The sequence below is a fragment of the Streptomyces morookaense genome (assembly GCF_013030945.1).
GTDB classification, from domain to species: Bacteria; Actinomycetota; Actinomycetes; order Streptomycetales; family Streptomycetaceae; genus Streptomyces; species Streptomyces morookaensis.
On the sequence record NZ_JABBXF010000066.1, the window covers coordinates 1 to 14,115 of the forward strand.

The window sequence follows — 14,115 nt, forward strand, 5'->3', positions numbered from 1 at the left end:
CCTCCGGCCCGGCGAGGACGAAGTCGTTCTTCGTCAGCTCCGCGCGGAGTCGCTGCTCGGCCACGTCGGCATAGTGCGAGGACAACTCGACGCCCACGAATCGACGTCCCTCGCGGAGGGCCGCGATTCCGGTGGAGCCGCTCCTCGTGAACGGGTCCAGGACGACTCCTCCTTCGGGGCAGATCTGTACGAGCTGCTGCATGATCTCGATCGGCTTCTGTGTGATGTACACCCGGTCCTTGCGCGGCTGGGAGGCGATGAAGTGGCCGGGCAGGTACAGGTCCCGATCCTTGGTCAGGCTGCCCTTGACGCCCCAGATGATGAATTCGGCCGACTGCTTGAACCCGCCCTTGCGAGGCCGGCTGGCGGGCTTGATCCACGGAATCGTGCCGCTCCAGGTCCAGCCCGCCATCTGCAGGGCGTCGGACGTGGTCGGCTCCTGGCGCCAGTCGGAGAAGACGAGGGCGACCGAGTGCTCGATGGAGGCCCGGTACGCCTCGGTGAGCAGGGCGGTCAGCCAGCTCCGGTAGCTGCGCTGGTCGCGGTTTTCGCCGGGGAAGTTCTCCAGGTCGTGGGCACTGTTGCTGGTTACGTACTTCGCTCGCGCGGTGCGACCAGTGCGCTCCGAGCTGGTACGTCCGCCGGAGTTGTACGGCGGGTCGGTGATGACGGCGTTGACGCTCTCGTCCGGGAGGGACTTCAACACGGTGAGGGCGTCGCCTCGGTGCAGCGTGTAGCTCATGTGCGGGGCCTCTTTCAGGGCAAGGCGGAACGGACCGCTCCGGACCAGCAGCGGTCGTTCGAGCGGGGATTGCGCCGGAGGTTAGCCGCGTTTTCCGGCCGCACCTAACGATCCGAGCCGTGCTCCGCGGTCGGGTCCGAGAGCCGTTTGGTGCGGCCGGAATCCCGGTCTGCTGTCTCGCTATGTCGCCGGGGCAGAGCCTCGCTCCACCCCCGCTGACCTGTGCTTATCCGTGTTGTCTCGCCCAAAAGAGCAGCACGGCAGGCCCCTTGGCCGCTCATTCCCCAAGCCGTGAGGAGACCAGGTGGGCGCGCGACCTGATCCAGCACGCCCTGTCGCGTGAGGACGAGCCGCCGCTCGGCCTCCGCCAAAGCGACTTCGGCCTCGGTGAAGTCGCGCACCGACTGCACCACTCCGTCGAGGATCTCCTGGGGAACCTGCTCACTCATGCCTGGAGCCTACGCACCAGGTTTGGAGGAGCACCGTGTCCAACGTCGCGGTACGGCATTGGTCACGTCGACGCGATGCATCCGGTCCAATGCGTTTATGAGAACCCTCCAAGAGCGCTCGCGAACGCGGTGCCACCAGTGACCGCGGGTGCGCCCCGGGCATCAACCTCTAAGCGCCCCACAGTGGCCACCGGCTTGTCCACCGCTCTGCACGCTCGCTGCACGCCTGTCCACCGGTTGTCCACCAGTAGCGATCACGGCGCCTCATAAGGAAATGATGCGCCACCCTGAATCGATCTTGGAAAGCATAAAGGCCCAGGTCAGACGGGGTCTGGCCTGGGCCTTTCATGAGCCGCCTTCGGGATTCGAACCCGAGACCTACGCATTACGAGTGCGTTGCTCTGGCCAACTGAGCTAAGGCGGCGCGCCGTGTCGGCCAGAGGCCGTCATCAGCAACGCGCCCAAGTCTACACAGTCCCGAGGGGTGCTCCGTACACAGTGCCCGGGAGGGCGTTCCGGCCGGTCAGGAGCAGCGGCGGGAGGCGGGGGGCGGGGTGGCGGTGAGGAGGTAGTCGTTCACGGCGGAGTCGATGCACTTGCTGCCGCGGGTGTAGGCGGTGTGGCCGTCGCCGTCGTAGGTCAGCAGGCGGCCCGAGGACAGCTGGGACGCCAGGGAGCGGGCCCAGGGGTACGGGGTGGCCGGGTCGCGGGTGGTGCCGACGACGAGGATGGGGGCGGCGCCGCGGGCTGGGATGCGGTGGGGGGTGCCGGTGGCGTGGACGGGCCAGTACGCGCAGCTCAGGGAGCCCCAGGCGAAGCTCTCGCCGAAGGCGGGAGAGGCCTTCTCGAATTCCGGGAGGGCTCGGCGGACGGCCGAGGGCGCGCGGTAGGCCGGAGGCAGGTCGAGGCAGTTCACGGCCGAGTTCGCCGCCATGAGGTTGGCGTAGTGGCCGTGCTGGTCGCGCTCGTAGTAGATGTCCGAGAGCTTGAGCAGCAGGGTCCCGTCCCCGGTCTGGGCGTCCCGCAGGGCCTTGCGCAGCACCGGCCAGGCGGCCTCGTCGTACATGGCGGCGATCACACCCGTGGTGGCCAGGCTCTCGGTGAGCTGCCGGGGGGTGCCGGTGGCGAGGGGGTGGTGATCGAGGTCACGGAAGAAGCGTTTGAGGGTGTTGCCCGCCTCGGTGGCGTTGTCCGAGCCCAGCGGGCATTCCTCGTGGGCGGAGCAGTCCTTCGCGAAGGAGGCGAAGGCGGTCTGGAAGCCGGTCGTCTGGTCGCGGTTGACCTGCTCGGCGTCGAGGGAGGGGTCGAGCGCGCCGTCGAGCACGAGCCGTCCCACGCGGGACGGGTAGAGCCCGGCATACGTCGCACCGAGGAAGGTGCCGTAGGAGGCGCCGATGTAGTGCACCTTCTCGTCGCCGAGTGCGGCGCGGAAGATGTCCATGTCGCGGGCGGCGTCGACGGTCGAGACGTGCGGGAGGAGCCGGGCCGAGCGGCTCGCGCAGCCGTGGGCGAACTTCTTGTAGGACGCGACCAGTTGGCGGACCTCGGCGTCGTTGTCCGGGGTCTGGTCGACCTGCGCGTAGGTGTCCATCTCCGCATCGGTCAGGCAGGAGATCGCCTCGCTGCCGGCCACGCCGCGCGGGTCCATGGCGACGATGTCGTACCGGGCGCGGACGGCGGCGGGGTAGCCGTTGCCCGCGTACTGCTGGAGGAAGCCGACGGCCGAGCCGCCGGGGCCGCCGGGGTTGACCATCAGCGAGCCGATGCGCTCGCCGGGGCCGGTGGCCCGCTTGCGGGCGACCGCGAGGCGGACGTCACCGCCGGAGCGCGGCCTTCCGTAATCCAGCGGGGCCTTGAGGGTGGCGCACTCGAAGCCCGCGCCCTTGGCGCCGGTGCATGCGTGCCAGGAGGGCTTCTGCTCGTAATAGCGCCGCAGGGCCGCGGGCACCCGGGCCGACAGCGGGGCCAGCAGGGGTGCGGCCGCGGGCACGCCCGAGAGAACGGGGCGCTGCGCACCCGCGGCGGGTTCCGGCGGCAGGCCCGCGGAACGGCCGTCGCCCTCGCCCTGCGGTCTCACCGTCGCCTGGGCCGCGACGCCGGAGATCAGCAGGGCCGCGGTCGCGAGCAGGGTGCCGGAGGTGCGGAGGAGACGGCTGGTGTCCATCGGCTGGTCCCTCTGTGTGGAGACAGGTGGGCATAAGGCATACGTAGGACATGCGGACATGCGTAGGACTACGCGCGCATACGGAGCGTATCCGGACGGATACCGGAGTTGGCCAGCCTTGCAGCTCACTCGGCCTCATACGAGTGAGGAATCACCCAACCTGCGGTGTGCCCAGTCCTCCTCGTACTACTCACCCTCCCCGGCGGGCACCGGAGATCAGCCGGCCCGCAGCGCCACCGTCATCGCCTCGACCGCCAGCAGCGGGGCCACGTTCCGGTCGAGCGCGCGGCGGCAGTCCATGATCGCCTCGATGCGGCGCAGCGTCCGCTCCGGCCCCGAGGCGCGGGCGATCCGCTCCAGGGCGTCGCGCGCCTCGGTGTTGGCGAGCTCCGAGCGCGAACCCAGCTGTATCGCAAGGACGTCGCGGTAGAAGCCGGTCAGGTCGGTGAGGGCGAGGTCCAGGCTGTCGCGCTGGGTGCGCGTCGCGCGGCGCTTCTGACGGTCCTGCAGATCCTTCATCGCTCCCGCGGTGCCGCGCGGGAGACGGCCGCCGGTGCCGGCCGCGGCGCCGAGCGCGGCGCGCAGCTCCTCGGTCTCCTTCGTGTCGACCTCCTCGGCCACCTGCTTGGCGTCCTCGGCCGCCGCGTCGATCAGCTCCTGCGCCGCCTTGAGGCAGCCGCCCATGTCGTCGACGCGGAGCGGCAGCCGGAGCACGGCCTCGCGGCGGGCGCGGGCGCGCTCGTCGGTGGCCAGGCGGCGGGCCCGGCCGATGTGCCCCTGCGTGGCGCGGGCCGCCTGGGCGGCGAGCGCGGGGTCGATGCCGTCGCGGCGTACCAGGAGGTCGGCGACCGCCGCCACGGGCGGCGTGCGCAGCGTGAGGGAACGGCAGCGGGAGCGGATCGTCGGCAGAACGTCCTCCAGGGACGGGGCGCAGAGCAGCCACACCGTCCGCGGCGCGGGCTCCTCCACGGCCTTCAGCAGGACGTTGCCCGCGCCCTCGGTGAGCCGGTCGGCGTCCTCCAGCACGATCACCTGCCAGCGGCCTCCGGCCGGCGACAGCTGGGCGCGGCGCACGAGGTCGCGCGTCTCCTTGACGCCGATGGACAGCTGGTCCGTACGAACGACCTCGACATCGGCGTGCGTCCCCACAAGAGTGGTGTGGCAGCCCTCGCAGAAACCGCAGCCCGGCGCGCCGCCCAGCGCGCGGTCCGGGCTGACGCACTGCAGCGCGGCCGCGAACGCGCGGGCGGCGGTGGCCCGCCCGGAACCGGGCGGGCCCGTGAACAGCCACGCGTGCGTCATCTTCGAGGCGGCCGGTGGGGGCGCCCCCACCTCCGCCGTGACCAGCGCGTCCGCATCGCGCGCAGCAGCGGCGAGCTGCTCCGTCACCCGGTCCTGGCCGACCAGGTCGTCCCACACCGCCATGGCTTCCTCCGCGCTGTCGTCCTGCGGCTTCCCATTGTGGGACACGGCACTGACAACGCGGGGTCGCCGCCCGTCACCCGGCGTCAGCGACGGCCGCGGCGGCGCCCGTCCTCGTCCTTCTCGTCCCGCGGGCCGAGCAGGTCGTCCGCGAGGGAACGGCCGTCCGCCCACTCCGGGCGGCGGCGCGACGGACGGCCGGACTGCTGCCCGTCCGCGTCGACCGGCGGCAGCTCGCGCGTGCGCTCGCTGTCCGGGTCCGCGGCCGGGGCGGCCGGCTCGCGCCGCTCCTCGTCCTCCGGCCGGAACAGCCAGGACGGCACGCGGTCGGCCGGGTCCTCCGGCCGCTCGGGCGCCTTCCGGGGGGCGGGCGCCTCGGCAGGCGCCTGCTGCTGCATGCCCCAGGTGACACGCTGCTGCTGCACCGGCTGGGCGACCACGGGACGCACCGGCGGCAGCACGGCGGTCTCGTCCTCGGCACCCGTACCAGCGGAGAGCGCGGTGTTCGGGTCGTGCTTGTGCACGACGGGCGCCTGTCCGGCCCCGGCCTCGCCCGGCCCGGCCGGGGCGGGCGTCTCGACGGTGGGCGCGTCGCCCGTCGTGGGAAGCACGCGCGTCTCGTCACCCGTCTTGGGGAGCACACGCGTCTCCTCCGCGTCGGGAGCCGCGGCCTGGGTCTCCACGGTGGGCGCGTCGGCGGCACCGCCCGGCGCCGGCGTCTCGACGGTCACCTCGTCCCCGGAGGGCACGCGCAGCTGCCGCGTCGCATCCGCATCGTGGGCGTCGGGCGCGTCATGCACGTCGTGTGCATCGAATGCATCCGATGCATCGCGAGCACCGCGCGCCTCGCGCCCATCACGCGCCCCGTTCACAACCGGCGCCCGCGTCACCACAGTCGGCGCCTCCGGCGCCTCGGGCGCATCGCCCACCGGCACGTCCGCGACGACAGCCGGCCCCGCCTCCGCCGCGAGCCGCGCGCGCTCCGCGCGGAGCAGCGCCTCCTCGGCCCTGCGCTGCTTCTCCAGGCGGCGTTCCTCGGCCTCGGCGCGCAGCCTGGCCTCCTCCGCCGCCTGCTTGCGCAGGCGCTCCTGCTCCGCGGCGTGGGCGCGCTCCTCCGCCTCGCGGCGCCTGCGCTCCTCCTCCGCCTTGCGGGCGGCCTCCGCGGCCAGGCGCTCGGCCTCGCGCCGCTCCGCCTCCTCGCGCTCGCGGCGCTGCCGCTCCTCCGCCTCGGCACGCTCCTTGGCGAGCTGCGCCTGGCGCTCGCGCTCCAGCCGCTCCTCCTCGGCCTTGCGGGCGGCTTCCTCCGCCTTGCGGCGGGCCTCCTCCTCGGCCTTGCGCCGCGCCTCTTCCTCGGCCGCCCTCCGTGCCTCCGCCTGGGCCCTGATCTCGGCCTCGGAGAGCGGGAGCAGCTGGTCGAGCCGGTGCCGGACGACCGTGGAGACGGCCTCCGGCTCCTGGCCCGCGTCCACGACGAGGTAGCGCGCGGGATCGGCGGCGGCCAGGGTCAGGAACCCGGTCCGGACGCGCTGGTGGAACTCGGCCGGCTCGGACTCGAGCCGGTCGGGCGCCTCGGTGAAACGTTCGCGCGCGGTCTCGGGCGAGACGTCGAGCAGCACCGTCAGGTGCGGAACGAGGCCGTCCGTGGCCCAGCGCGAGATCCGGGCGATCTCGGTGGGCGCGAGGTCGCGCCCGGCGCCCTGGTACGCCACCGACGAGTCGATGTAGCGGTCGGAGATGACGACCGCGCCGCGCTCCAGCGCCGGGCGGACGACGGAGGCGACGTGCTCGGCGCGGTCGGCCGCGTACAGCAGGGCCTCGGCCCGGTCGGACAGACCGGCCGACGCGACGTCGAGCAGGATCGCCCGCAGCCGCTTGCCGACGGCCGTCGCACCCGGCTCGCGCGTGACGACGACCTCGTGGCCCTTGGCGCGGATCCAGTCCGCGACGGCCTGGACCTGGGTGGACTTGCCGGCGCCGTCACCGCCCTCGAAGGCGATGAAGAAGCCGGTCTTCGACGGGGCCTGCTCGGGGTCGCCGCCGCGCAGCACCTCCATCAGGTCCCGGCGGAACGGTACGCCGTGCCGGTCGTCGGTCTTGCCGAGGACGACGGCGGCGACCGGCAGCAGCAGGGCGCCCACGAGCATCAGGGTGAACGCCGCGCCGCCGTGCGCGAACACGAAGCTGCCGCGCTCGATGCGGTGCGGCCCGATGACGGCGGCCAGCAGCGGCGCCGCGACCGCGCCCACGGCGACGGCCACGCGGACGACCGCGTGCAGGTGCTCGGTCGTCCGGGCCCGGCGGTCCTCCTCGGTCTCCTGGTCGAGCTGGGCGTGCCCGGTGTTCGCGACGATGCCCGCGCAGAACCCCGCGAACAGCAGGAGCAGCAGCACGGTCGTCGGGTCCGGCACCAGGCCGGCCGCCAGCAGCGCCACGCCCATCAGGGCCAGCGCGAGCACGAGCAGCCTGCGCCGGGAGAAGCCGGGCAGGATGCGCCGCGCGGAGCGGATGCCGAGGACGGGCCCGCCGCCGAGCGCGAGGACGAGCAGCCCGAAGCCCACCGGGCCGCCGCCGAGGTCGGCCGCCTGGAGCGCGGCGACACCGACGGCCGCGGCCACCGCTCCCGCGATGGCCGCGCAGGCCAGCACGAGCACGGGCACCGCCCCGGTGCGGCCCGTGTCGGCGCTCTGGCCGGGGGCCCTGCGGGGCCGGCGCAGCCCCTCCAGCGGGGAGTGCGCGCGGACGCCCTGCGCATGGGGCAGTTCGAGGAAGTACAGGATGCCCGCGGAGGCCCCGAAGAGCCCGGCCGCGAGGTAGCAGGCGAGGGCGGACTGGTGCAGGTGGAACCAGTCGATGCCGGAGCCGAGCAGGTTCCCGAAGAGTGTGACGGCGACGAGCGCGGCCGCGGCGACGGGCAGCGCGAGGAAGGTCGTACGGAGCGACAGCCGGCGCAGCGCGTCGAGGTGGTCCGGCAGCGGGCGGACGGCGGCGCCCTCGGGCGGCGGCATGGGGAGCAGCGCGGGGGCCGCACCGTCCTTGGCCACGGTCCACACCCGTTCGGCGAGGCCGATCACGAAGGCGGTGGCCAGCAGCCAGGCGAGCGCCCGGTCGCCGGCCCAGTCGATCCAGGTGGGCGCGGCGGCGAGCAGCGCGAGCCGTACCCCGTCGGCGCCGATCATGGTCCAGCGGCGGTCGAGCGGACCGTCCGGTGCCAGCAGCGAGGACAGCGGCCCGAGCAGGACGGCACCGGCGAGCAGCGTCGCGAGCAGCCGCGCACCGACGACGGCGGCAATGGCGAGCGCGGCACCGCGGTAGCCGCCGCCCAGCGCGCCCGTCTCGACGGCCGCCTGGAGCGACAGCAGCATGAGCACCAGGACGGCAAGGGCGTCTCCGGCGCTGCCCGCGGACTGGGCGGACCACAGCTTCCTGAGTGCGGGAACGCGCAGCAGGGATCGCAGGGCACGCTCGCGGGAGTCCTCGGCCAACGCCCGGGATGCGGGGTCGACCTCTGTTGGCTGCTCGGCTCGCGTCATCCTGCCAGCCTATCCGGAGTGCCCGAATCGCCGCCGTCCGCGGACGAACGCCTGAGCGAACATCACACAGGACGTCACACAGGACATTCACACAGGACGTCGCACAGAACATCGCCCGGGACGTCACACACAACGCCTCACAGCCGTCACACGGAACGTCTCACAGGCACGTCACACGCATGAGGGCGGTGACCGTCCGACCGGTCACCGCCCTCACCCGAACCGCTACTCCGCAGAAGCCGACGCCGGCTCCGCAGCCGCCTTCTTCGCGGCGGCCGTGGTCTTCTTCGCCGCCGTCTTCTTGGCGGCAGCCGCCTTGGTCGTCTTCTTCGCGGCCGTCTTCTTGGCCGCGGTCTTCTTCGCCGGGGCCTTCTTGGCCGTCGTCTTCTTCGCGGCCGCCTTCTTGGCGGTCTTCTTGGCCGGGCCCTTGGCGCGCTTCTCGGCCAGCAGCTCGTAACCGCGCTCCGGCGTGATCGTCTCCACGTCGTCGTCGCGCCGCAGGGTCGCGTTCGTCTCGCCGTCGGTCACATACGGCCCGAAGCGGCCGTCCTTGACCACCACGGGACGCTCGCTGACCGGGTCGGTGCCCAGCTCCTTCAGCGGCGGCTTGGCCGCGGCGCGCCCGCGCTGCTTGGGCTGCGCGTAGATCGCCAGGGCCTCCTCCAGCGTGATGCTGAAGAGCTGGTCCTCGGTCTCCAGCGACCGCGAGTCCGTGCCCTTCTTCAGGTACGGGCCGTAGCGGCCGTTCTGCGCGGTGATCTCCACGCCCTCGGCGTCGGTGCCGACCACCCGCGGGAGGGACATCAGGCGCAGCGCGTCCTCGAGCGTCACCGTGTCGAGCGACATCGACTTGAAGAGCGACGCGGTACGCGGCTTGACCGCGTTCTTGCCGGTCTTCGGCGTGCCCTCGGGGAGGATCTCGGTGACGTACGGGCCGTAGCGGCCGTCCTTGGCGACGATCTGGTGGCCCGTCTCCGGGTCCCGGCCGAGCTCGAAGTCGCCGCTCGGCTTGGCGAGCAGCTCCTCCGCGTACTCGACGGTCAGCTCGTCGGGCGCCAGGTCGCCGGGCACGTCGGCCCGCTGGTGGCCCTCGGAGTCCTTCTCGCCGCGCTCCACGTACGGGCCGTAGCGGCCGACGCGCAGCACGATGCCGCTGCCGACGGGGAACGAGGACACCTCGCGGGCGTCGATCGCGCCCAGGTCCGTGACCAGCTCCTTCAGCCCGCCGAGGTGGTCGCCGTCACCGTTGCCGGCGTCGGCGGCGCCGCCCTCGGGGCCCTCGCCGAAGTAGAAGCGGCGCAGCCACGGCACGGCCTGGGCCTCGCCGCGGGCGATGCGGTCGAGGTCCTCCTCCATGGAGGCGGTGAAGTCGTAGTCGACGAGCCTGCCGAAATGCTTCTCCAGCAGGTTGACGACGGCGAAGGAGAGGAAGGACGGGACGAGCGCGGTGCCCTTCTTGAAGACGTAGCCGCGGTCGAGGATGGTGCCGATGATCGACGCGTACGTCGACGGGCGGCCGATCTCCCGCTCCTCCAGCTCCTTGACCAGCGAGGCCTCGGTGTAGCGGGCCGGGGGCTTGGTGGCGTGGCCGTCGGCGGTGATCTCCTCGGCCGTCAGCGCGTCGCCCTCGCCGACCTGCGGCAGGCGGCGCTCGCGGTCGTCCAGCTCGGCGTTCGGGTCGTCGGCGCCCTCCACATAGGCCTTCATGAAGCCGTGGAAGGTGATGGTCTTGCCGGACGCGCTGAACTCGGCGTCCCGGCCGTCGGCCGACCGGCCGCCGATCTTCACCGTGACGGAGTTGCCGGTCGCGTCCTTCATCTGGGAGGCGACGGTCCGCTTCCAGATCAGCTCGTAGAGCCGGAACTGGTCACCGGTCAGCCCGGTCTCCGCAGGAGTGCGGAAACGATCACCCGAAGGACGGATGGCCTCGTGGGCCTCCTGGGCGTTCTTGACCTTGCCCGCGTAGGTCCGCGGCTTCTCCGGCAGGTAGTCGGCACCGTAGAGCTGGGTGACCTGCGCCCGGGCGGCGGCCACGGCGGTCTCGGAGAGCGTCGTGGAGTCCGTACGCATATAGGTGATGAAGCCGTTCTCGTACAGCTTCTGGGCCACCTGCATCGTCGCCTTGGCGCCGAAGCCCAGCTTGCGCGAGGCCTCCTGCTGCAGCGTCGTGGTGCGGAACGGGGCGTACGGGGAGCGGCGGTACGGCTTGGACTCGACCGAGCGCACCGCGAAGGACGTGTCCGCGAGGGCGGCGGCCAGCGCGCGGGCGTTGGCCTCGTCCAGGTGCAGGACCTGCGAGGAGTCCTTGAGCTGCCCGTTCGAGCCGAAGTCGCGGCCCTGGGCGACACGGCGGCCGTCGACGGAGCTCAGCCGGGCGGCGATGGTGGCCGGGTCGCTCGCGTCGCCGCCGCGGCCGGTGTTGAAGGTGCCGGTGAGGTCCCAGTACTCGGCGGAGCGGAAGGCGATGCGCTCGCGCTCGCGCTCGACGACGAGGCGGGTGGCGACGGACTGCACACGGCCAGCCGACAGCCGCGGCATGACCTTCTTCCACAGGACCGGCGAGACCTCGTAGCCGTAGAGGCGGTCGAGGATACGGCGGGTCTCCTGGGCGTCGACCAGCTTCTGGTTCAGCTCGCGCGGGTTGGCGACGGCGGCCTGGATCGCGTCCTTGGTGATCTCGTGGAAGACCATCCGGCGGACCGGGACCTTGGGCTTGAGCACTTCCTGGAGGTGCCACGCGATGGCCTCGCCCTCGCGGTCCTCATCGGTGGCGAGGAAGAGCTCGTCGGACTCGGACAGCAGGTCCTTGAGCTTCTTGACCTGGTCCTTCTTGTCCGTGTTGACGACGTAGATGGGCTGGAAGTCGGCGTCGACGTTCACGCCCAGGCGGGCCCACGGCTCGCCCTTGTACTTCGCCGGAACCTCGGCGGCCCCGTTCGGCAGGTCACGGATGTGCCCGACGCTCGCCTCGACGACGTATCCGGGGCCGAGGTAGCCCTTGATCGTCTTCGCCTTGGCAGGCGACTCGACGATGACGAGTCGGCGGCCGCCCTGTGCGGTCTCGCTGGTCGGGGACAACTTCGCTCTTCTTCCGGTCGACACTCGGTATGGGCGTTGCGGTGACGCTGCGGAGTGTGACGGTACATCCCGCCCCCGTGTCAAACGGAAAAAGCCCGCAACGCCACTCGAACGGTAACCCGACAAGCGTCCTGTCTGCCGCCCGGACCGTCACACGATGGGTGTGACGGTCCCGTCGCGGCCACGTCGTGGCTGGTGGGAAGGCATGCGGCGACAGTGCCCGGTGGGGTGCGTGTGGCGTTTCGCGGCAGCGGCCGGCATCGCTGCCCGGGGGCTCGCACCGGCCCGGACGGGTGCCCACGGGCAGCCGCGCGCCCCCGGCCGCACCGACAGCCTCCCGGCCCCGCCGCACGCCGGACACGCAAACATGACGTGAACGCGACCCCTCCACCCCCTTGCCTCGCGAGTCCGCGCCCCTCCCGCCGCTCCCCGCCTCAGTCGGCCAGCGGCATCAGGAATCCCTGCTCGACCAGCAGCCGGATCGCCTCCGGCGTACGGTCCCGCAGCAGCACCGGGTCCTCACCGAGCAGCTGGGCGATGGCGTCGAGGATGCGGCCGGCGCCGAGCGATCCGTCGCACACGCCGGCGAAGCCCGCACCGACCGTGTCCACCTTGGTGGCCCGCCGCATGCCGCGGTTCTGGCGGAGCACCACGTGCTCCGGGTCCTCCGCGCCCGGCATCCCGACCTGCTCCTGCACGACCTCCGGGGCCAGCCGGAAACGGGTGGCGAGCAGGGCCGCGTCGTCGTGCGAGCGCAGGAAGTCCTGCCGCTCGAAATGCGCCCGCACGGCATCGCCCAGGGGCTGCTCGACGGGGTGCGGCCACTCCTCGGCGACCACGGACGGCTGCTCGGCACCCGTTTTGCGCAACGTGATCCAGCCAAATCCGACGCCCTTGGTCTTCCGGGCCTCGAACTCCTCCAGCCAGGCGTCGTAGCGGGCCGCGTACTCCTGCGGCGAGGTGCGGTGGTCACCGGCATCCCGCAGCCACAGCTCGGCGTACTGCGCGACGTCCTGCACCTCGCGCTGGACGATCCATGCGTCGCAGCCGCGCGGCACCCAGGACGCCAGCCGCTCGCGCCAGTCCTCGCCCTCCACGTGCTGCCAGTTGGCGAGCAGCTGGCAGTAGCCGCCGTCGTTGAGCCGGTCGGCGGCCTGCTGGACGAGGGTGCGGCACAGGTCGTCCCCGCCCATGCCGCCGTCACGGTAGGTGAGGCGGGCGCCGGGGGAGATGACGAACGGCGGGTTGGAGACGATCAGGTCGAACGTCTCGCCGGCGACCGGCTCGAAGAGCGAACCCTGACGCAGGTCCGCCTCGGGCGCGCCGGACAGCAGCAGCGTGAGCCGCGCGATGTGCAGGGCACGGGGGTTGAGGTCGGTCGCGGTGACCCGGGTGGCGTGCTGGGAGGCGTGCAGCGCCTGGATGCCGGAGCCCGTGCCGAGGTCGAGTGCGCTCGCGACGGGCGTGCGCACCGTGATGCCGGCGAGCGTGGTGGACGCGCCGCCGACCCCGAGGACGAGTTCGGAGCGCTCCACGCCCTCCGGGCCCCCGGCGCCTCCGGCGATGCCGCCCGCGCCACCGACCGCGCAGCCGAGGTCGGAGACGATCCACCAGTCCTGCCCCTCGGGACCGCCGTACGGGCGCACGTCGACCGTCGCCCGCACGAGGTCGCCGTCCTCGCGGACGAGCCAGCCGTCGGCGAGGCAGTCGTCCACGGGGAGGGCCGCGGCGGCCTGCCCGTACGCGACCGTGCGCTGCAGGAGGAAGAGCCGGACCAGCGTCTCCAGCGGGCCGTCCCCGCGGGTGGCGCGCAGGGCGGGGACGGTCTCGCTGCGGGCGAGCGCGGCGTAGGCAGGGGCGCCGAGCAGGTCGAGGAGGCCGTCGGCGGTGAAGGCCGCGGCCAGCAGGGCGTCGCGCAGCCGGGCGGTGCGCGCAGGGTCGGCGGTGGGCAGGTGCGTACTCACGGACCCATTGTCGCGGGCACCACCGACAAAAGGCGAAACCCGGGGCGGGGTGGCGGCAGGACGCCCCAACCCCGGCCCGGGGAGCGCTACTTCTCTTTCGCCTTCCGGCTACTTCTTGGTCGCCGGCGGCGGCGAGACCGAGGTCTTCTGGCAGCCGGGCTGCTTGGCCATCGCCTTGCCGACGTCGCCGGACAGCAGGGTCTTGAGCGCGTCGTTGCTCTTGTTGCCGAGCTTGCTGATGTCGTCGGCGATGCTCTTCAGACCCTCCGAGAACTTGCCCTGGTCGCCGGTGTCGAGACCGTCTATGCGCTTCTTCAGCCCGGCGTAGGCGCCCGAGAGGTCGTTGAGGGCCTTGACCGCGTTCTTCTGGTTGGTCTCCCCATCCTTGACGGGCGGAGCACCGGCGCTCTGCACGGCGTTGGCAAGCGACTTGTACGCGTCCACGTTCGTCTGGAAAGCCGTCGAGTCGGTCTGCTGCACCTTCTTCGGTTCGGTCTCGCCGGCGACCGAACCGATGGCGGTGTTGGCGTCCTGGATCTTCTTCACCTGGGGGCCCATGCCGCCGCAGGCGTTCTTCGCCCAGTCGTCGAGCTTCTTGTTGCCGCCGTTGTCGCTGCTGCAGCCGGTCAGCGCCAGGACGAGTGCCGCCCCGCCGGACAGTGCAGCCGCAAGCTTCTTGTTCACCGGATTGGTCCCTTCGATGGCTCTCGGCCCCGGAACTTACACGTCCTGCCGGGAGGGGCTCCGAGCCGAGGATGCGGTTGGC

8 protein-coding genes and 1 tRNA gene are annotated in these 14,115 nt (G+C 72.5%); all 9 read right to left on the reverse strand.

The genetic code is table 11. The annotated features are described in order from the left end of the window. Positions 1-742 (reverse strand): DNA-methyltransferase (locus HG542_RS25000; protein WP_171085164.1); only part of this gene is annotated, 742 nt, incomplete at its 3' end. A gap of 104 nt (positions 743-846) precedes the next feature. Then, positions 847-1,191, reverse strand: a complete 345-nt coding sequence (locus tag HG542_RS25005; protein ID WP_171085166.1) for a hypothetical protein — start codon at positions 1,189-1,191, stop codon at positions 847-849. A 350-nt stretch (positions 1,192-1,541) separates the two neighbouring features. After that, positions 1,542-1,615: transfer RNA gene (locus HG542_RS25010), tRNA-Thr, on the reverse strand. A gap of 99 nt (positions 1,616-1,714) precedes the next feature. Then, a complete protein-coding gene (locus HG542_RS25015) occupies positions 1,715-3,355 on the reverse strand; it encodes an alpha/beta hydrolase (protein WP_171085168.1) in 1,641 nt (546 codons plus the stop codon). A 216-nt stretch (positions 3,356-3,571) separates the two neighbouring features. Continuing rightward, a complete protein-coding gene (locus HG542_RS25020) occupies positions 3,572-4,780 on the reverse strand; it encodes a DNA polymerase III subunit delta' (protein WP_171085261.1) in 1,209 nt (402 codons plus the stop codon). An 83-nt stretch (positions 4,781-4,863) separates the two neighbouring features. After that, positions 4,864-8,307 (reverse strand): dTMP kinase, encoded by a 3,444-nt coding sequence (gene tmk / locus HG542_RS25025; protein WP_171085169.1) that lies wholly within the window; start codon positions 8,305-8,307, stop codon positions 4,864-4,866. A gap of 225 nt (positions 8,308-8,532) precedes the next feature. Further along, positions 8,533-11,385: a type I DNA topoisomerase gene (topA, locus tag HG542_RS25030; RefSeq protein ID WP_171085171.1), complete on the reverse strand. Its 2,853-nt coding sequence runs from the start codon at positions 11,383-11,385 to the stop codon at positions 8,533-8,535. Positions 11,386-11,819: 434 nt separating this feature from the next. Next, positions 11,820-13,349, reverse strand: coding sequence for a N5-glutamine methyltransferase family protein (locus tag HG542_RS25035; protein WP_171085172.1), 1,530 nt, complete (start codon positions 13,347-13,349; stop codon positions 11,820-11,822). A gap of 108 nt (positions 13,350-13,457) precedes the next feature. Next, positions 13,458-14,033 carry a small secreted protein gene (locus HG542_RS25040; RefSeq protein WP_227723203.1) on the reverse strand — a complete coding sequence of 192 codons (576 nt, stop codon included), beginning with the start codon at positions 14,031-14,033 and terminating at the stop codon, positions 13,458-13,460. Between the last annotated feature and the right edge of the window lie 82 nt (positions 14,034-14,115).

Coding starts and splice junctions, on each gene's coding strand:
- HG542_RS25005 (WP_171085166.1), bottom strand. CDS start 1,191: ATGAGTGAGCAGGTTCCCCAGGAGATCCTCGACGGAGTGGTGCAGTCG.
- HG542_RS25015 (WP_171085168.1), bottom strand. CDS start 3,355: ATGGACACCAGCCGTCTCCTCCGCACCTCCGGCACCCTGCTCGCGACC.
- HG542_RS25020 (WP_171085261.1), bottom strand. CDS start 4,780: ATGGCGGTGTGGGACGACCTGGTCGGCCAGGACCGGGTGACGGAGCAG.
- tmk (WP_171085169.1), bottom strand. CDS start 8,307: ATGACGCGAGCCGAGCAGCCAACAGAGGTCGACCCCGCATCCCGGGCG.